19 protein-coding genes are annotated in these 17,092 nt (G+C 64.3%); 12 read left to right on the forward strand and 7 right to left on the reverse strand.

What is annotated here, in order from left to right:
* Positions 1-63: 63 nt before the first annotated feature.
* From ACOIX3_RS04220 to ACOIX3_RS04245, 6 genes are all read left to right on the forward strand, one after another.
* On the forward strand, positions 64-363 hold the full coding sequence (locus ACOIX3_RS04220; protein ID WP_420968527.1) for a putative quinol monooxygenase: 300 nt from the start codon (positions 64-66) through the stop codon (positions 361-363).
* Between the two features lie 8 nt (positions 364-371).
* Positions 372-980 carry an urease accessory protein UreE gene (locus ACOIX3_RS04225; RefSeq protein ID WP_420968528.1) on the forward strand — a complete coding sequence of 203 codons (609 nt, stop codon included), beginning with the start codon at positions 372-374 and terminating at the stop codon, positions 978-980.
* Complete coding sequence (locus ACOIX3_RS04230) at positions 961-1,698, forward strand: urease accessory protein UreF (RefSeq protein ID WP_420971970.1); 738 nt, start codon at positions 961-963, stop codon at positions 1,696-1,698. The genes ACOIX3_RS04225 and ACOIX3_RS04230 overlap by 20 nt, the downstream gene beginning before the upstream one ends.
* Before the next feature lie 186 nt (positions 1,699-1,884).
* Positions 1,885-2,532 (forward strand): urease accessory protein UreG, encoded by a 648-nt coding sequence (gene ureG / locus ACOIX3_RS04235; protein ID WP_420968529.1) that lies wholly within the window; start codon positions 1,885-1,887, stop codon positions 2,530-2,532.
* Positions 2,533-2,958: 426 nt separating this feature from the next.
* Positions 2,959-4,620, forward strand: a complete 1,662-nt coding sequence (locus ACOIX3_RS04240; RefSeq protein ID WP_420968530.1) for a CHASE domain-containing protein — start codon at positions 2,959-2,961, stop codon at positions 4,618-4,620.
* Between the two features lie 203 nt (positions 4,621-4,823).
* Complete coding sequence (locus tag ACOIX3_RS04245; protein ID WP_420968531.1) at positions 4,824-5,852, forward strand: cytochrome-c peroxidase; 1,029 nt, start codon at positions 4,824-4,826, stop codon at positions 5,850-5,852.
* A 30-nt stretch (positions 5,853-5,882) separates the two neighbouring features.
* On the opposite strand, the gene ACOIX3_RS04250 is transcribed toward ACOIX3_RS04245, so the two are convergent.
* Positions 5,883-6,011, reverse strand: coding sequence for a hypothetical protein (locus tag ACOIX3_RS04250; protein WP_275949075.1), 129 nt, complete (start codon positions 6,009-6,011; stop codon positions 5,883-5,885).
* Positions 6,012-6,363: 352 nt separating this feature from the next.
* Between ACOIX3_RS04250 and ACOIX3_RS04255 the strand changes: the two genes are divergently transcribed.
* Positions 6,364-7,347, forward strand: a complete 984-nt coding sequence (locus ACOIX3_RS04255) for a hypothetical protein (RefSeq protein ID WP_420968532.1) — start codon at positions 6,364-6,366, stop codon at positions 7,345-7,347.
* 20 nt (positions 7,348-7,367) lie between these two features.
* Here ACOIX3_RS04255 and ACOIX3_RS04260 read toward each other — a convergent pair whose 3' ends face one another.
* Entirely contained in the window at positions 7,368-7,733 is a 366-nt protein-coding gene (locus ACOIX3_RS04260) for a methylamine utilization protein (protein ID WP_092118973.1), read from the reverse strand.
* A gap of 214 nt (positions 7,734-7,947) precedes the next feature.
* Between ACOIX3_RS04260 and ACOIX3_RS04265 the strand changes: the two genes are divergently transcribed.
* Complete coding sequence (locus ACOIX3_RS04265; RefSeq protein ID WP_420968533.1) at positions 7,948-10,857, forward strand: EAL domain-containing protein; 2,910 nt, start codon at positions 7,948-7,950, stop codon at positions 10,855-10,857.
* Positions 10,858-10,889: 32 nt separating this feature from the next.
* Here the strand turns inward: ACOIX3_RS04265 and ACOIX3_RS04270 are convergent, their stop codons facing one another.
* The 3 genes from ACOIX3_RS04270 to ACOIX3_RS04280 form a co-directional block, all read right to left on the reverse strand.
* Positions 10,890-11,336, reverse strand: a complete 447-nt coding sequence (locus ACOIX3_RS04270) for a YdeI/OmpD-associated family protein (RefSeq protein ID WP_420968535.1) — start codon at positions 11,334-11,336, stop codon at positions 10,890-10,892.
* An 85-nt stretch (positions 11,337-11,421) separates the two neighbouring features.
* Positions 11,422-11,970, reverse strand: coding sequence for a sigma-70 family RNA polymerase sigma factor (locus tag ACOIX3_RS04275; RefSeq protein ID WP_092118964.1), 549 nt, complete (start codon positions 11,968-11,970; stop codon positions 11,422-11,424).
* The gene (locus ACOIX3_RS04280) at positions 11,970-12,173 is read right to left on the reverse strand and encodes a NepR family anti-sigma factor (RefSeq protein ID WP_018269610.1); all 204 of its coding nucleotides are present in this window, start codon (positions 12,171-12,173) and stop codon (positions 11,970-11,972) included. Before ACOIX3_RS04280 ends, ACOIX3_RS04275 begins: the two co-directional genes overlap by 1 nt.
* Positions 12,174-12,439: 266 nt before the next feature.
* Here ACOIX3_RS04280 and ACOIX3_RS04285 point away from each other — a divergent pair, with 266 nt between their 5' ends.
* On the forward strand, positions 12,440-13,252 hold the full coding sequence (locus tag ACOIX3_RS04285; protein WP_212314214.1) for a response regulator: 813 nt from the start codon (positions 12,440-12,442) through the stop codon (positions 13,250-13,252).
* Between the two features lie 100 nt (positions 13,253-13,352).
* On the opposite strand, the gene ACOIX3_RS04290 is transcribed toward ACOIX3_RS04285, so the two are convergent.
* The gene (locus ACOIX3_RS04290) at positions 13,353-14,564 is read right to left on the reverse strand and encodes a cytochrome P450 (protein WP_420968536.1); all 1,212 of its coding nucleotides are present in this window, start codon (positions 14,562-14,564) and stop codon (positions 13,353-13,355) included.
* Positions 14,565-14,780: 216 nt separating this feature from the next.
* Here ACOIX3_RS04290 and ACOIX3_RS04295 point away from each other — a divergent pair, with 216 nt between their 5' ends.
* From ACOIX3_RS04295 to ACOIX3_RS04305, 3 genes are all read left to right on the forward strand, one after another.
* On the forward strand, positions 14,781-15,506 hold the full coding sequence (locus ACOIX3_RS04295) for a TetR/AcrR family transcriptional regulator (RefSeq protein WP_420968537.1): 726 nt from the start codon (positions 14,781-14,783) through the stop codon (positions 15,504-15,506).
* An 84-nt stretch (positions 15,507-15,590) separates the two neighbouring features.
* Positions 15,591-16,472, forward strand: coding sequence for a DMT family transporter (locus ACOIX3_RS04300; protein WP_420968538.1), 882 nt, complete (start codon positions 15,591-15,593; stop codon positions 16,470-16,472).
* A gap of 61 nt (positions 16,473-16,533) precedes the next feature.
* Positions 16,534-16,674: a hypothetical protein gene (locus ACOIX3_RS04305; RefSeq protein WP_173643732.1), complete on the forward strand. Its 141-nt coding sequence runs from the start codon at positions 16,534-16,536 to the stop codon at positions 16,672-16,674.
* A 26-nt stretch (positions 16,675-16,700) separates the two neighbouring features.
* Here ACOIX3_RS04305 and ACOIX3_RS04310 read toward each other — a convergent pair whose 3' ends face one another.
* Positions 16,701-16,943: a hypothetical protein gene (locus ACOIX3_RS04310; RefSeq protein ID WP_420968539.1), complete on the reverse strand. Its 243-nt coding sequence runs from the start codon at positions 16,941-16,943 to the stop codon at positions 16,701-16,703.
* Positions 16,944-17,092: the final 149 nt, after the last annotated feature.

Below are 17,092 nucleotides of genomic sequence, written 5' to 3' on the forward strand. Positions count from 1 at the left end.
CAAAAAGGAGGCTTCGAGCGCGACCCTCGCGCTTGAAGCAAGAACAAGAACGGGAGAAACACCATGATCTATGTCATCGCCACCACGCCGATGAAGCCTGAGAACAAGGACGACTTCATCAGGGGACACAAGGCGTGCATCGCCGAGACCCACAAGGAGAAGGGCTGCCTCTCCTACGAGGGCCATGTCAGCGTCAACGATCCCAACCTGTATGTGGTCGTCGAACGCTGGGAGACCCGCGACGACCTGACCGCGCACAGCAAGGCGCCGCACATCAAGGTGTGGCGCGAATATTCTGCCGAAATGAAGACCGGCCCGACGGTGATCGAGATCATCAGCGACGCCAAGGTTCAGAAGATCTGAGGCAATCGATGATCCGCGCAACCAAAGTCCTGGGACAGCATCGCTGGACCGAAGCGGCAGCCGACACCGTCGTGCTCGATTTCGACGACCGGCATCGGCGGCGGATGGCGATGTCAGGGACGCGCGGGCTCGAATTCCTGCTCGATCTCGAAAATGCCGTCGCGCTGCGCGGCGGCGACGCGCTGGTGCTGGAGGACGGCCGCCTCGTCGAGGTGGTCGCAGCTCCCGAGCCGCTCGCGGAAATCCGCGGCAGCGATCCGCATCATCTGATCCGGGTCGCCTGGCATCTCGGCAACCGCCATCTGCCGACGCAGATCATGCCGAAGGGCCTGCGCATTCGCAGGGATCACGTGATCGAGGCGATGGTGAAGGGGCTAGGGGCCCGTGTCATCGAGATCGAGGCGCCATTCGATCCCGAAGGCGGCGCCTATGCCGAGCACGCCCATGCCGACGCACCCGCGCATGGTCACGCCGGGCACGATCATGCCCATGGCGACGCGCACGATCATGGTCACCATCACGGCGATGGACATCACCATGGGCACCATCATCATGATGAGCATTGCGACCATGCCCATCATCACCACGACCACTCCCATGCTCATGACCACAAATGAGCCTGATCCCGCTGCGGTGCGCGGCGGGATAGCGGAGGACGAGGCGGCGGCGCTGTACCGGCTGATGACGTGGCTGTCGCCGTCCTTCCCGGTCGGGGCGTTCGCCTATTCCAGCGGCATCGAATGGGCGGTCGAGGCCGGTGACATCACCGATGCCGCGTCGTTGCGCGGCTGGCTCGCGGCGATGCTCACCGACGGCAGCGGCTTTTGCGACGCCGTGTTCCTCGCGCAGAGCCATCGCGCGGCGTCGGAGCCCGGCCACGCCGGATTGAAGGAGATCGCCGAGCTCGCGGCCGCCTTCGTGCCGTCGCGGGAGCGACAACTCGAGACCACGACGCAGGGGCGCGCCTTCATCGAGATCGCCCGCGCGGCCTGGAATTCGTCCGGCCTCGACGCGATGATCGCGGCCTGCGACGGGCCGATCGTGTACCCGGTCGCGGTCGGCGTCGTCAGCGCTGCGCATGGCATCCGCCTGGCGCCGTCGCTGCATGCCTTCCTGCATGCCGTGCTCTCCAACTGGATTTCCGCAGGCAGCCGGTTGATCCCGCTCGGGCAGACCGACAGCCAGCGCGTGCTGGCCGGTCTCGAGCCGGTCGTTGCCGCAACGGCGGCGCGGGCCAACGCGGCCTCGCTTGACGATCTCGGCAGCGCGACCTTTCGCGCCGACCTCGCAAGCCTGCGTCACGAAGCGCAGTATACGAGGCTGTTCCGGTCATGATGCGCGATCGAGCGACGATGTTGGCGCGGCGTCCGCCTCCTCAGCCGTCGTCCCTGCGAAAGCAGGGACCCATAACCACAGGCGCTTGTGGTCGTGCAGAGCTGCGGCCCCAGCGCGTCGCAACAATTCAATTCAGTGGTTATGGGTCCCTGCTTTCGCAGGGACGACTAGGAAAGAGCACCTGATATGGCAACTTCTCATGGCCCGTTGCGCGTCGGCGTCGGCGGTCCGGTCGGCTCCGGCAAGACCGCACTGATGGACCTGCTCTGCAAGGCGATGCGCGAGCGTTACGACATCGCCGCGATCACCAACGACATCTACACCAAATGGGACGCCGAGTTTCTGGTGCGCTCCGGCTCGCTGACACCGGATCGCATCGCCGGCGTCGAGACCGGCGGCTGCCCGCACACCGCGATCCGCGAGGACGCCTCGATGAACCTCGCCGCGGTCGCGGACATGCGGGCGAAATTCCCCGATCTCGATCTGGTGCTGATCGAATCCGGCGGCGACAATTTGGCTGCGACCTTCTCGCCGGAATTGGCGGATCTGACGATCTACGTCATCGATGTCGCCGCCGGCGACAAGATCCCGTCCAAGGGCGGCCCCGGCATCACGCGATCCGACCTTCTGGTGATCAACAAGATCGACCTCGCGCCCCATGTCGGTGCGTCGCTGGAGAAGATGGACACCGACGCCAGGCGGATGCGCGGCGAGCGGCCCTTCGTGATGACCAATCTGAAGAAGAGCGAGGGCCTCGACCGCATCATCAGCTTCATCGAGACCAAGGGTGGCCTTCGGTCGCAAGGCCCGGGCAAGGCGGCCAAGGCAGGCTGACGTTAATCATTGTGGCAGCGGCGGCCAGTCCCGGCATCCCCCGCGCAAAGGCTTCGCCTTTGTCGCTGGAGGTGCGAGCGGAGCGAGCCTCGAAGGATGCACGGCCACCGGGGCCGTTCACCCTTCGAGACGCGCTTCGCGCTCCTCAGGGTGACGGTGAACGGAAGGGCACGCACCCCGCCGCAAAAAAGCTGCGCAATCGCCGGAACAATTTCCAACTTTGACGATTAGCAACCTTTGGTGCCGCCAAAGACCGCCGGATGGCGTCGTCGTTAATGTTGCCGACCGGCTCCTGTTGCGTACCGATGATCGCTATTCCATATTCCTTTGCGGCTGGCGTTCATCGCACCCTGATTTGTCGCCGCCCCCGCAGAAGCCAGATGCCTACCGTCCCCTTTCGCCACCCCCTGATTGCCGAGTAAGCGTGTGGTTCGACTGGGCTTCATCGTTGCATTGATTGCGCTGATCGGAGTTCTGCTCTCCGGTCTTGCCGCCTATCGGGTGCACGATCAGGAGCTCGCAATCGACGGGATCGCGCTGGCGCGGGCGATCGACGTCCATGCCAGCCTGGTGCAGGACCGCCTGACCGAGCGCGAGCTGCTGGCGCGGGTGGCCTCGGGACTGTTCCGGACCCCGTCGATGGTGAAGGCCAATATGCTGCAGCCGCTGCGCTCGGCGATCTACGCCTTCAAGACCGATTTCGTCGTCGCCGCCTGGATCGCGCGGCTCAAGCCGAACGAGCTGACCGCGGCCGAGGCGGAGCTGAAGGCCGCCGGCTTCACCAATCCCTCGATCCGCGATTTCGACGACCAGGCGCTCGACATCAAGGCGCTCGACAAGCCCATCAACGTGCTGATGGACGTCGAGCCGCGCAATCCGGAGACCCTGAGCATCCCGGGCCGCGCGTTCGACCGCCACTCCGTGGTCGGTCCGATGCTGGCGCGGGCGTTGGAGAACGCCAAGCCCGTGGCCTCGGACCCGGTGCCGCTGCTGCGGCAGAACGGCCCGGTCGGGGTCGTGCTCGCCGCGCCGGTGTTCCAGGAGGGTGGGTCCGAGCCGGCCGGCTTCATCACCTTTTCCTACGAGCTGTCGTCGCTGATGCTGACCAACGACGATTCCTCGCTGTTCGCGGTGGCGTTGAAGGACCCGCGCGATTCCAATGACGAGTTCACCGCCAACGAGCAGGGCATCGTCACCTCGCGCGCGGTGCGCCAGGACGGCCCGCTGCCGTCGATGGTGCGCACGGTGACGTTCGGCGGCCGGGACTGGTCGCTCGACTACTACGCCAAGAGCAACGCCACGGTGCGTGCGCAGCAGACCGCGACCATCGTCGCGGCGATCGGCCTCGCACTGACCGGCATCGTCTGCGGCCTGTTCGGCTATGTCGCCTACAACAATTTGCGCCTCAGCCGCGAGATCGAGGTCCGGATCGGCTTCGAGCGCCGGCTGACTGCGGTCATCGACGAGCTCAACCATCGGGTCAAGAACATCCTCGCGGTGATCCAGTCGATCGTGACCCGCACGCTGCGGCACGGCGCCGACATCGACGTCGCGCGCGAACTGTTGATCGGGCGCATCCACGCGATGTCGAACGTCGTCACGCTGCTCAGCGAGAGCCAGTGGCAGGGCGTCAAGCTGAAGGGCCTGTTCGAATCTCGCGCGATTCCGCATGCCGACCGGATCGCGGTGAACGGTCCCGACATCACCGTCAGCGCCCGCGCCGCGCAATCGCTGTCGCTGCTGTTCTTCGAGCTCGCCTCGCATTCGGACGAAGGGCTGTCGCTGGTCGGCAAGCATCCGCACATCGTCGCCAACTGGGAGGTCGCCGGCGAGGATGCGGACGCGGTGTTCCATTTCCGCTGGGAAGAGTTCAACACCAGCCAGGCGACGCGGCGGGCCGACAGTGATTTCGGCCTGATCCTGCTCGACCGCGTCGCGCCGGAGGCCCTCGGCGGCACCGCGAAGCGCTACTTTACCGACGTCTCCTACGTCTATGAGCTCACCGCGCCGATGGGCACCGTGGTCGACATGACCGAGCGCGACCGCACCGAGCAGCTCTCCGCGCCGGTCCGTCCGGCGAAGAAGTAGAGCGGCCCAAGAAGTAGACCGCCGCGGCCGCCTCAGGTTGAGTGGCTATGTTATTGCACGGATTGATCGAACCCAGGTGCGCCGGACGACGCTAAGGTCATCTGGGTCGAAATCCGGCATCCGTAATAGCCCGCAACCGAGTGTTAAAACTTCGTTGAACATGCTTGGGCATATACCGAGCAGGATACCGTCTGAGGACCCCCATGAGGCTTTGGGTCAGCCTGACCTTGCTCGCGGCAGTTTTGCCTGTCGGGCTGTCGCTTGCCTTGACCCCGGCGACGGCGCCGCGCGACCCTGCGACAATTCGAGCCAGCTATCGCCGGCCCGACGTCGTTCCCTTCCCGAGCAGCAATCCCTATTCGGAGGCGAAATCCGCGCTTGGGCAGATGCTGTTCTTCGATCCGCTGCTGTCGCGGTCCAAGACGCATTCCTGCGCGAGCTGCCACAAGCCGAGCCTGTCATGGGGCGACGGCCTGCCGCGCGCCATCGGTGAGGATCCGAAAGGCTTGCCGATCCGCTCGCCGACGCTGATCGATGTGGCCTTCTTCGAGCCGCTGGGATGGGACGGCAAGTTCAAGGATCTGGAATCCGTTGCGTTCGGACCGATTCTGAGCCCGATGAACCTGAATATGACCGAGCCGGAATTGATCGCGCGTCTCGCGGCGATCCCCGGCTATGTCGATGCCTTCACCCACGCGTTCGGCGACGGCGCGATCACGCGGCCGAGGATCGAGCAGTCGCTGGCGACCTTCGAGCGCTCGATCGTTGCCGGCGAAGCCCCGTTCGACCGCTGGATCAAGGGCGACGCGAACGCGATCAGCGCAACGGCCCAGCGCGGCTTTGAGCTTTTCAACGGCAAGGGACGCTGTTCGTCCTGCCACAGTGGCCCGTCCTTCTCCGACGGGTCCTTCCAGGATATCGGCACCGCCAAGGGCCACGACATCGGGCGCGGACGTTACTTTCCGACCTCGGCGAAGCTGAAATATGCGTTCAAGACCCCGACATTGCGCGACGTCGCGCGCCGTGCGCCCTACATGCACGACGGATCGGTCGCAACGCTGGAAGATGTCATCGAGCTCTACAACAAGGGCGGGATCGAGCGGCCGAGCCGGTCGCCCGACATCAAGCCGTTGTCTCTGACGGCAGGCGAGAAGAAGGACCTCATCGCCTTCCTGCAAAGCCTGACCGCCACGGCCCCGCCGGTGGCGGGGATACCCAAATTGCCGCGCTGAGCGCAGCAGAGGGTCTGGAACGGGGGCTTGTCAGGCGAGGTGCGGCAGTGCGGCCCCAAGCAGGCCGAGCCCGACGACCAGGAACGCGCCCGCGCAGGTCTCGAGGGCCGCCGTGCGCGACGGGGACGATTTTGTCACATAGGCGAGGGCTGACCCCACCCCGATACTCACGACGCTCAACACTCCGAACATTTAACCGGCCTCCCGATCCGATTTGTCCGGGTTTCACTACGACAGTTGAATTGAGCGCCCGTGCCGGAATTAGCTAAAATTCGATGGAACCGCCCGGAAAAGATGCAATGAGGGACGGGTTGGGGTCTGCCTGCCGCAATTAACCACAATGCAACCAGCGGATGTCCAGAGGCAGGCGCAAAGCGTAAAATTTGATATAAGTTAAACAAGTCCTTAAGCGTATGTGTGTGTGTGGGCGGTTGGTTCAATGTTTAATGGGCGGGAGCGAGATGCCGCGTCGGCTGTGCGCTCCTTTTTCGCCACGTGCCTTGCAGCGGTTTTGTTTTGCGTCGTAGCCGCGCGCAGTGCCGAGGCACATGTCAAATGGTTTTGCGCTTACGATGTCGCCGGTCAGCCCCGCGGACTCGAGAATGTCCTTTGCCTCGATTTTGAACTGCTGCTCGGTGTCGCCGTCTTCTGGCTGTTTGCGGGCTGCCTGATCGAGCCGACATCGCTGGGCGATGCGACCATTCGCGTGCTGGACCGCATTACCGAGGCACTTCGGCTGCACACCGAACTGATGATGCGCGCGGTCTGCGCGTTCTTCTTCATCTCGATCTGGGCCGTGGGCGGGATCCTGCTGACCCCCGAGTTGAAGACGTCGTCACCGCTGGTGGGCGCGTTGCAACTCGCCATCGCCGCCGGCATGCTGTCGCGGCGCACGCTGCCGCTGTCGGCCGTGGGGATGGCGATCCTGTTCGGCATCGGCGTTCGCGGTTACGGCGTCTTCCATCTCGCCGACTACCCGATTTTTCTCGGCGTTGCCGCCTATTTTGCGCTGATCGGGCTGAACAAGGATCTGTTCGGAATCCGCCCGATCGACGTGATGCGGTACGCCGCGGCGGTGACGCTGATGTGGGCCTCGATCGAAAAATGGGCCTATCCGGAATGGAGCTTTCCGCTCCTGATCGAGCATACCGGGATGACCCTCGGCTTCGACAATGAGTTCTACATGCGCGCCGCGGGCATGGTGGAATTCACGCTCGCCTTTGCCCTGATCTGGACGCCGCTGATCCGGCGCTGCGCCGCCGCCGTGCTGACCGGGATGTTCATCAGCGCGTGCTTCGAATTCGGCAAGATCGACACCATCGGACACTCGGCGATCATCGCCGTGTTGTTTGCGATTCTCGCCGACAACAAGGTGTTGCCGCGCGATCGTCGCGCGGCGTGGCTTGCCCCGGTCGCGCTTGTCGCCGCGCTGTCGCTGACGCTGTTCGTCTACTATTTCGGCCACGCCGCGATCTTCAAGACCTCGGTTCTGTAGATCGTTGATCCCCGAGGGGACTATTTGGCGACGTGGACGGCAAGCTTCATCTTCGGATGAATACCGCACAGCACGGTGTAGTCGCCGGGCACGGAAAAGGTGACGTCGAACTTGCTGCCCGGCTGCTGGTCGCCCGAGTCGAAACTGAACGTATCGGTGCTCAAATAAGCGTGATGCAGCAGTTCGCCGTCATCGTTAATGAATCGTAAAATCTCGCCGCGTTTGATCGAGATCTCTGCGGGCTTGAATTCGCGATCCTTCTGCGAAATGACGTAAGGCGCCGCACCCAGAGCGGCGCCGGCCAGCGCTCCCGTGACAATCGCGGCCACTAAAGGCGCGCCTCCGGACCGGCCGAGGCGCAGGATGCGCAACAAGCCTGACTGCATGAGACCCCCGCTTGGAATTCCGACACCGGCTACTCTGGCGTGCAAATGATGCGTCCCGCATTACCTGTAAGGGTGATTATCGCCAGCTGATCTTAACGATTTCAGCATGAGTTGCAGTCACTACTAAAGCAATTTTGAGCAGACAGTCATTTTTCCGCAAGCGCTGCGCGTTTCTGCGTAGCTTGAACATCGAGCACTACGGCGAAACGCGGGTATGGATAGCCTATTAGGCAATCTCAAGGTCAAGAGCGGTGCAGCCTTTCGGCTCGCGACCGGCGGCCTGTCGCGTCTTGCCCTGACCACGGGTTCGATCCGCACCCAGATTCTGATTTTTTGCGTCGCGATGAGCGCCGTTGCCGTCGCGCTCGGCGGATACTCCATCCTTGGCATCCGCCATGCCGGCGATCTGGTGGCCAAGACGTTCGACGAATCCCTGATGTCGATCAACTACGCCCGCGCGGCCGGTGCGGACTTCGCCACAATGCGGGTCGCGTCGTCGCAGCGTCTCTTGACCACGGATCCGGAAATTCGCGCCAGCCTCGACAGCCAGATCGAAAAGCTCGCCAAGACGCTCTCGGAAGACCTGACGATCGCCGCCGACCGCTCGCAGTCCTCGCGCGCCGCGCAAGCCGCGGCAAAGGTTCAGGAAGCCGCCGACGCCTGGATGGCGCTGCATCGCCGGGCGATCGGATCGTCGCTCGAGGGGAATTCGGCGGCTGAGCCGCATGCATCGGGGACGACGGTCGGCGATGTCGATCGCTACTCCAAGATCGTCAGCCAGCAGGTCGAGCTCTTGGTCAACTATACCGCCGGCGACGGCTTTCTGTTCCGGCAAAAGGCGCTCTCGACGATCAAGCGGGATCTGCAGCTCAACGTCGCCGGGCTGACCGTTGCACTGTTCCTGTCGGCGCTGTTCTCATGGTTGTTGGCACGCCGGATCATCGGGCCTGTCGCCATTGCATCGCGGGCTGCGCGGAGCATCGCCGGCGGCGACCTCGACGCGACCGTCCCCAAGGGCGGCACCGACGAGCTCGGCACGCTGCTGACCGCCATGGAAACCATGCGCGACAACATCAGGCGGATGGTCGATCAGGAAGTGTCGCAACGCCGCTCCGCGCAGGCGCGGCTTTCCGATGCACTCGAAACGTCGCACGAAGGTGTCGTGCTGCTCGATGCGGATGGCCAGATCGCGCTGGCCAACTCGCGCGCCAGCGAATTCATCCGTCTCTCGCCGCAGCTTCTGCAGTCGGATCGGCTCGATGCGCCCAGCCTGGCGCCGGCCGACGGTGACTTCGATGGCTTCGCGAGCGAGGCGCAGCTTTCCGACGGGCGCTGGCTGCGTGTCAGCCGCAGCGAGACGCAGGAGGGCGGCGTCGTTCTCGTCTACAGCGACATCTCCGCGTTGAAGCAGCAGAAGGCCGAGCTGCATGAAACCAATCTGCGGCTCGACGCGGCGCTCACGCACATGTCGCAAGGGCTGTGCCTGTACAACAGCGAGGCGCGGCTGCAGGTCGCCAACCGCAGGTTCTGCGAGATCTTCGATATTTCGCCGGAGCTCGTCGTTCCCGGAATGACCATGGAGGACGTGCTCGGCCTCAGCGTCGCCGCCGACAATCACGGTGACCAGACCGTCGCCGACCTGCTGGCGGAACGCGATCGATCGATGGCCCAGCACGAGGGCAACTATCTGCAGCATCTCAGCGACGGACGGATCATTGCCATCGCGCAACGGCCGACATCCGACGGCGGCTGGCTCGTCACCTGCGAGGACGTCACCGAACAGCAGCGGGCCGAGTCGCAGATCGCGTTCATGGCCCGGCACGATGCCCTGACCCGGCTGCCGAACCGGACGTTGTTGGCCGAACGGATCGAGCTGGCGGTCGCTCAGGTCGGCCGTGGATCCGGCTTCGCGGTGTTCTGCCTCGATCTCGATAATTTCAAGCAGGTCAACGATACGCTCGGGCATCCTGTCGGCGACGAATTGCTGTGTGCGGTCGCCGACCGCCTCAACGCCTGCGTCCGCGAGGTCGACACCGTCGCGCGCCTGGGCGGCGACGAGTTCGCGGTCATCCAGTGTGGCGTCCAGGCCGGAGAGGAGGCCGAGCGCCTCGCCCGCCGCATCGTGGAATGCGTCGGCGCTCCGTACGAGCTGAACGGGCATCGCGTCGTGGTCGGCTGCAGCGTCGGCATTTCAATGTCGCCGGTCGACGGCAGCACCGGAGAGAAGCTCCTGAAGAACGCCGACGTCGCTCTGTACCGCGCCAAGATGGAAGGCCGGGGTACCTGGCGCTTCTTCGAGCCGGCGATGGACGCCAGCCTGCAGCGGCGCCGGGCGATCGAGCTCGATCTCCGCGAGGCGATGGCCAAGGACGAGTTCTCGTTGTACTACCAGCCGCTTTACGATCTCCATCTCGACCGCATCTGCGGCTTCGAGGCGCTGCTGCGCTGGCATCACCCGAAGCGCGGAATGGTGGCGCCGGACCAGTTCATCCCGATCGCCGAAGAGATCGGCCTGATCGGCCCGTTGGGAGAATGGGTGCTCAATCGCGCCTGCGAGCAGGCCGTCACCTGGCCCAGCGAGATGAAGCTCGCGGTCAACGTCTCCGCGGTCCAGTTTCGCGACCCCGACTTCATCGACGTCGTCGTCAACGCGCTCACGGCGTCGAAATTGTCGCCGCGCCGGCTGGAGCTCGAAATCACCGAATCGGTCTTCCTTGCGAACAGCAGCGAGACGCTTGCAACGCTGCACAAGCTGAAGGCGCTGGGACTGCGCATCGCGCTGGACGATTTCGGCACCGGTTATTCGTCGCTGAGCTATCTGCGCAGTTTCCCCTTCGACAAGCTCAAGATCGACAAATCCTTCGTGCGCGACGCGACCGCGACGCATGGATCGAAATCGATCGTGCGCGCCGTCATCAGCCTTGGCAGAAGCCTCGGCATGACCACGATAGCCGAAGGCATCGAGACCGTCGAACAGCTGGACCACATGCGCGCCGAAGGCTGCAACGAGGCCCAGGGCTTCCTGTTCAGTCATCCGGTGCCGGTGACCGAGATCGCGGGCAAGATCCTCGAATTGAGAAACGGCTTCAAGCCGACTGCCGTCAAGCAGGCGATGGCGGGCTGACGGCGCGACCGTCGCGCAACGCGGCGGAAGCTCTAACCTGACGACGGTCGATCGAGACGGGCGACAGTCTGCTCGATCCGGCGTGCGCGCGTCTCCGGCTTTTTGGCTTCGTTGATCGCCTCGACCTGTTCTCGCTGGTGCGTGTAGCTCAGCTGATCCCAGCGGGCTCGCGCAGCGGGGGTGAGTGCCTCGTCCAGGTCTGGCGGGATGTCGACAGTGCGTTTCTCGGCATCGAGTTCGAGCGTGACCTGTAATGTCTCGCCGCCCTTTAGGCCCGCCGCCTCGCGGTTGCTCCCTCGCAAGGGAATGCAGACCTGCCCGCCCATCGAGGCGATGGTGCTTCGATAGGTGTAGCCGTTCAGCGTGACGAGGACCGGAGCGCGAACCTTCCCGAAAACAACTTTCGGATCGAACGTCACCGGTATGAAGCAGGCGCTGCCTTCCAGGACGATGGTGGCTTCAAACGTCTTCCTGGTCATGCTGCGCGATACCGTTATGGACCATCGCCGAATGAAAAAGGCGGCCCGATCGGGGCCGCCCTTCCAATTCTAGCATCGCGCCTGGCTAGCCGCCATTGCCGCCGATCACGGCGCGCACGGTGTTGTCGGGACCGAAATCCTCGGCGCTATCGACATAGAGCAGCGCGGAGAGCTTCGATCGCGCGCGGTTGACGCGGCTCTTGATGGTGCCGACCGCGCAGCCGCAGATCGCCGCGGCATCCTCGTAGGAGAAGCCTGAGGCGCCAACCAGGATCAGCGCCTCGCGCTGGTCCTGCGGCAGCTTTTCGAGCGCAGCACGGAATTCCTCGAACTCCAGATGCGCTGTCTGCGACGGCTGGCTCTTCAGCGTCTTGGCATAGTTGCCCTCGGCATCCTCCACCTCGCGCCGCCGCTTCCGGTAGTCGGAGCGAAACAGGTTGCGCAGGATGGTGAACAACCACGCGGGCAGGTTCGAGCCGGGCTGGAACGAGTCGATATTGGCGATCGCGCGCAGCAGGGTCTCCTGCACCAGATCGTCGGCGCGGTCACCATTACCGGACAGCGAGATCGCGAACGCGCGCAGGCTCGGGACCGACGCCAGGATGTCGTCGCGAAGTTCATTCGTGAGAGGCATTAGTCCCCTCCATTGTTCTTGTCAGTATCGCCCCCGGCCACAGCCGCCGCGGCAGCCTCGGGTCCGTCGAGTTTGCGGATCAGCTCCGCAAAGCGGTCGGGCACCCCCTGCCGCACCACGTCGTCGTACATGGCGCGAAGCTGGTGGCCGATTCTCGATTGAATCTCGGCGTTGAGACCGCCCTGCTTCTTTACTTCCTTCATGATGTGATCCACGCTTCCCCGGGAGTGAAGTCTCTGATTTTCAAGTCGATTCCTCGAAAAAAGAGGCTGGCCGCGTTGCCTCGTCGGTCAGGAGCTAATGCAAAGTTGCGCAGAAAGTTCCGGAAGGCTGGAACTATTTCGTGGAACTTTTTTGGCGCTCGCGCGTAGTCGGGCATGCAGGGGAACCTGGGGCGCCCCAAAATGGTACGCCGCCCCAGAGTACGGGTTTCAGGCCGGTTGGCCTCACGAACAAGGATGGAGTGGGAATGTCCCGATCACAGATCGTTGCCGAACACCTTCCGCTGCTGCGCCGTTATGCGCGCGCACTGACCGGAAACCAGGCGTCCGGGGACGCCTATGTCGGGGCCATGCTCGAGGCCCTGTTGCAGGACGGATCATTGCTGGACCAGAGCCACGGTCCGCGCGCCGGCCTGTTTCGGCTGTTCACCCAGATCTGGAATTCGGTGTCGGTGAACAACAACGACAATGCCGACGTGGCGACGCTCTCGCTGCCGCCGGAGCGCCGGCTCTCCAACATTACGCCGCTGCCTCGGCAGGCCTTCCTGCTGCTGTCGCTGGAAGGCTTCTCGGAGGAGGAGGTCGGCTACATTCTCGGCACCGACATCGCCGAGACCCGCAAGCTGACCGATGCCGCCGGCCGCGAGATGGCCGCCGAGATCGCCACCGATGTCCTGATCATCGAGGACGAGACCTTCATCGCCATGGACCTCGAGAGCCTGGTGAAGAATCTCGGCCACAACGTCATCGGCGTCGCGCGCACGCATTCCGATGCGGTGGCGCTCGCCAAGAACAAGAAGCCCGGCCTGATCCTCGCCGACATCCAGCTCGCCGACGGCTCGTCCGGCCTCGATGCGGTCAATGAGCTGCTGCGCACCTTCGAGGTGCCGGTGGTGTTCATCACGGCCTATCCCGAGCGCTTCCTGACCGGCGAGCGGCCTGAGCCGGCGTTCCTGATCTCAAAACCGTTCCAGCCGGCGATGGTGTCGGCGGTGGCGAGCCAGGCGCTGTTCTTCCAGCGCAACTCGCGCAACCGCACGCCGCGCGCGGCGTCGGCATGACCTGAGTTTAGTTTACGCAAGAGGGCAAAGTGCAAGCCGGCGTACCGAGAGGTACGCCGGCTTTTTCTTGAGCAAGGCTGCGTCGCGCGCGATGTCGAAGCTATTTGCGGGTGACGTGCACCGGCATCGTGCTGAGCGCGCGCAGGCCCGAACTGTCGCGGAAGGCTGTGGGACCCGCAATGTCGAACTGCTTCACGCGGCTGGCGAGCGCTGCGATCACGGCCTCCGCCTCCAGCCGCGCCACCATCTGGCCGACACAGCCGTGGATGCCGACGCCGAAGCCCATGTGTCCGGACAGCCGCCGTCTGATGTCGAACTGGTCGGGATGCTCCCAGCGCGTCGCGTCGCGGTTGGCGGAGGCGAGCAGCAGCAGCACCTTCTCATGCTTGCCGATCGCAACGCCCGCGATTTCGGTGTCGTGCGGCGTGGTGCGGAATACGAACGGCGCCGGTGAATCGAAGCGCAGCGTCTCGTCGAACGCCGCGCGCGCTAACGACGGGTCGGCCGCCAGCAATGCCCATTGCTCCGGATGGCGCGCGAGCGTGTACAGTGCCATGCCGATCGCGCTGATCGTGGTGTCGAGCCCGGCCGAGAGCAGCGAACGCACCAGCAGCGGAGCTTCCTCCGCGCTGATCTCGCCGCTGTCGGCCGCCTCGTAGACCTGCGCACCAAAACTGCCCGGCCGCAGCGCCTCGCGCCGGCAGCGCGCCGCCACCCAGGGCAGCACGCGCGGCGCCTCTTTCATCAGGTCGCGAAAATAGTCGTTCTCGGGCCCGAAGCCGGCGAACACCATCGCGCCATAGGTCAGGAAGTTCTCGCGGCCCTCCTGGTCGATGCCGAGCGCGTCAGGAAACACGCTGACCGGAAACACCTCGGCGATGTCCTTGATCGCATCGAACGATCCGCGCTCGACCAGCCCGTCGATCAGCCGCGTCGCCGTGGCCTTGAAATCATCGGCGAGCCGCCGCATCGCGCCGGGCGAGAGGATCCGCGCCAGCACCGCGCGGGTCCGCGTATGCAGCGGCGGATCGGCTTCCAGCACGATGCTCGGCGGCCGCCACGGCGTTTCCTTGAAGTGGTTCGCAAGCCCGGCGCCGCCGGCATTGCTGAAATTGACTTGGTCTCCGAAGATCGTCTTGACCTCGGCAAAGCGCGGCACCGCCCAGATGTCATATCTGGTCAGGCGAACGACCGGCGCCGCGGCACGCAGCTCCGCATAGGTGCCGTAGGGATCGGCCCGTGTCGCAGGGCTGAACGGATCGAAATCGCTGCGGACGATTTCTCCGGCGAGGGGGCTCGCAAGGGCGCTCATTGCATCCTCCCGTTTCATGATCAGTTAATTGACCATAGTCAATTAACTGGGCTATGGCAAGGGGGAGCCTGGTTTCGATTCCATCGGGGCGGAAAAGGCTCTAGAGCGTTTTCGAGCGAAGTGGGCACCGGTTCGCGTGAAGAAAACGCGTCAAAACGAGAAGCTAGAGCTTCGGTTCTGATTCAATCAGAACCGAAAGTGCTCTAGGAGACGGCCATGTCGATCGAGGAGCGATCCAGCAAGGGTGCGCGGCGCTTTCAGCGCAGGGCGCGTCAGGAGGCCGACAAGGAGGCGCTGAAGGCGTTGATCCTCGAGACCGCGCGCAAGGAGTTCGCCGCCGGCACGCTCGAGACCGTCTCGATCCAGAAGATCGCCGACGCGATCGGCTATTCGAAGGGCACCGTCCTGAAATATTATCCGACCAAGCTGCTGCTGCTGCTCGCAGTGAAGCAGCAGAATCTCGAGGCGGTTGCCGAACAGCTCGAACGGGTCCGCGCGCAGACCGCCGACAGCGATGCGCGGCTGCGGCGGGTGATGGAAACCTATCTCGACTATTGGGCCGACAATCCCGATCACTTCCGTTCGCTGTTCTCGATGTCCGGCACGGTCGAGGACCGCCGTTTTCCCGACGGCGTCTATTTCGGCGAGACCGAGATCGCGCGCCGCAGCTACGAGCTGTTCGTGATCTCGGTGCGGGAGTATCTCGCGGCGCAAGGCGCCGAGCCGGCATCCGGCCTGCCGCCGCGGCTCGCAACTGCGCTGCTTGCGGCCGTGCACGGCGTGGTCGCGCTTACGCTCGGCACGCCGACCATGAAACTGCCCGACATGCGCGGCACCGGCCGTCTGCTGATCGCAAGCCTGATCGATGCCTGGACCAGCAAGCTTGCCGCCGCGCGGAAAAGCGAGGGCTGGCCGCGCGTCTCGATCGGCACCTTTGCCTGACGGAATGGTATCCGAAGGTACACGCCGATGCGGCATGCGCGCTGCGAAGTGGAATCGCGTGCCTCCGCCTGCTAAGCGCGGCCGATGGACAAGGCGCAACGCGACAGGTCGATCGGCTTTCTCTGCCTGGTGGTGACGGCCTTCGGCTGGGCCTTGAACTGGCCGCTGATGAAGCTGTTGCTGCAGCAATGGCCGCCGCTGTTCGCCCGCGGGCTGGCGGGCACCTGCGCGGCGGTGATCCTGGGCACGCTGGCGCTGGCCCGCGGCCAGTCGCTCGCGGTGCCGCGCGAGGCGGTCCCGCGGCTGTTGTTCGCCTCCTTCACCAATGTCTTCGCCTGGATGGGCTTTGGCACCATCGCGATGAAATTCGTCACGGTCGGTGAGGGCGCGCTCCTCGCCTACACCATGCCGATCTGGGCGATGCTGTTCGCCTGGCCGGTGCTGCACAGCCGCCCGACGCTGCGTGACCTGGCGGCGCTGGTGCTCGGCGTCGCCGGGGTTGCGCTCCTGCTCGGCGGAGGCGGCTTTGCGTTCAGCGCCGACAAGCTCACCGGCATCGCGCTTGCGCTTGCCTGCGCCATCCTGTTCGCGCTCGGCAACGTGCTGAACCGCAAGCCGCTGCCGATGCCGCCGCTCGCGGTGGTTGCCTGGCAGGTCGGCATCGGCTGTCTCGTGATGCTGCTGCTCGGCGTTCTGTTCGAGCACCCGAATTACACGGCGATCACGCCGTTCGGCCTCGGTTGCTTCGCCTATATGACGCTGATGCCGATGGGCATCTGCTATCTCACCTGGTTCGAGACGCTGCGCCGCCTGCCGCCGACGTCGGCGTCGACAGGCATGCTGCTGGTGCCGGTCATCGGCGTGATTTCGGCTGCGATCATCCTCGGCGAGGCCTTGGGGCTGCGTGAGATCGGCGCGATGGCGCTGACGCTTGGCGGTGTGACGCTGGCGCTGCAGCGGGCGTGAGGAGGCGGCCGAGGGAACCGACGTTCACGCGACGCGTTCTCCTGAAAAAGGGAGCTTGGCCATGCGCAAGGCGATCGCGCGGCTTGATGCGGAGCAGAAGGCGCAGCTGCTTTATCTCGCAGATCTCGGTACGGCGATGTTCACCTCGGCGCTTGTGGTCTGCACGCTGAAAGCGGTCGTGGACCTCTTCGTCGCCGGCTGAACCGCCGCATCAGCGCCAACGCGCCGTCACTCCTCTTGCGGCGCGTCGCCTAGGGTGTGCCCATCCGGCCCCCGGTTAAACACCCCATACTCGCTCGACTTCACCCCGGCCCCTCCATCGACGCCGTTGCCGGCCAGACCGAGCCTGAGCAGCTCGCGCACCGCCGCGGCGCGGGTCGGCATGCGATGCTTGAAGCGGAAATCGTCGAGAGCCGATAATTCTTCAGGAGAAAGCATGACTTGAAGACGTTCAGCGCGAAGCTCATTCATCGCAAATCGCCCAGAATTAGTTAGTTGAGTAATTTGCTAAACGAACCAATTCGCGGTGGGTTCCACAGCTTGAGATAAAAACGTCGATTGAGTAAGTTAATCAAATAAAATCAATGGCTTACACGAGAAACTAGCGGAACGATCCGGCT

Source organism: Bradyrhizobium sp. B120 (assembly GCF_049075665.1).
In the GTDB taxonomy this organism is placed as follows: Bacteria; Pseudomonadota; Alphaproteobacteria; order Rhizobiales; family Xanthobacteraceae; genus Bradyrhizobium.

What these genes read in the sequence shown, in the direction of transcription:
- ACOIX3_RS04310 (WP_420968539.1), bottom strand. Translation starts at nt 16,943, where the DNA reads ATGAATGAGCTTCGCGCTGAACGTCTTCAAGTCATGCTTTCTCCTGAA.
- ACOIX3_RS04280 (WP_018269610.1), bottom strand. Translation starts at nt 12,173, where the DNA reads ATGAAGGAAGTAAAGAAGCAGGGCGGTCTCAACGCCGAGATTCAATCG.
- ACOIX3_RS04290 (WP_420968536.1), bottom strand. Translation starts at nt 14,564, where the DNA reads ATGAGCGCCCTTGCGAGCCCCCTCGCCGGAGAAATCGTCCGCAGCGAT.
- ACOIX3_RS04285 (WP_212314214.1), top strand. Translation starts at nt 12,440, where the DNA reads ATGTCCCGATCACAGATCGTTGCCGAACACCTTCCGCTGCTGCGCCGT.
- ACOIX3_RS04265 (WP_420968533.1), top strand. Translation starts at nt 7,948, where the DNA reads ATGGATAGCCTATTAGGCAATCTCAAGGTCAAGAGCGGTGCAGCCTTT.
- ACOIX3_RS04295 (WP_420968537.1), top strand. Translation starts at nt 14,781, where the DNA reads ATGTCGATCGAGGAGCGATCCAGCAAGGGTGCGCGGCGCTTTCAGCGC.
- ACOIX3_RS04230 (WP_420971970.1), top strand. Translation starts at nt 961, where the DNA reads ATGCTCATGACCACAAATGAGCCTGATCCCGCTGCGGTGCGCGGCGGG.
- ACOIX3_RS04270 (WP_420968535.1), bottom strand. Translation starts at nt 11,336, where the DNA reads ATGACCAGGAAGACGTTTGAAGCCACCATCGTCCTGGAAGGCAGCGCC.
- ACOIX3_RS04225 (WP_420968528.1), top strand. Translation starts at nt 372, where the DNA reads ATGATCCGCGCAACCAAAGTCCTGGGACAGCATCGCTGGACCGAAGCG.
- ACOIX3_RS04220 (WP_420968527.1), top strand. Translation starts at nt 64, where the DNA reads ATGATCTATGTCATCGCCACCACGCCGATGAAGCCTGAGAACAAGGAC.
- ACOIX3_RS04305 (WP_173643732.1), top strand. Translation starts at nt 16,534, where the DNA reads ATGCGCAAGGCGATCGCGCGGCTTGATGCGGAGCAGAAGGCGCAGCTG.
- ACOIX3_RS04260 (WP_092118973.1), bottom strand. Translation starts at nt 7,733, where the DNA reads ATGCAGTCAGGCTTGTTGCGCATCCTGCGCCTCGGCCGGTCCGGAGGC.
- ACOIX3_RS04275 (WP_092118964.1), bottom strand. Translation starts at nt 11,970, where the DNA reads ATGCCTCTCACGAATGAACTTCGCGACGACATCCTGGCGTCGGTCCCG.
- ACOIX3_RS04245 (WP_420968531.1), top strand. Translation starts at nt 4,824, where the DNA reads ATGAGGCTTTGGGTCAGCCTGACCTTGCTCGCGGCAGTTTTGCCTGTC.
- ACOIX3_RS04300 (WP_420968538.1), top strand. Translation starts at nt 15,591, where the DNA reads ATGGACAAGGCGCAACGCGACAGGTCGATCGGCTTTCTCTGCCTGGTG.
- ureG (WP_420968529.1), top strand. Translation starts at nt 1,885, where the DNA reads ATGGCAACTTCTCATGGCCCGTTGCGCGTCGGCGTCGGCGGTCCGGTC.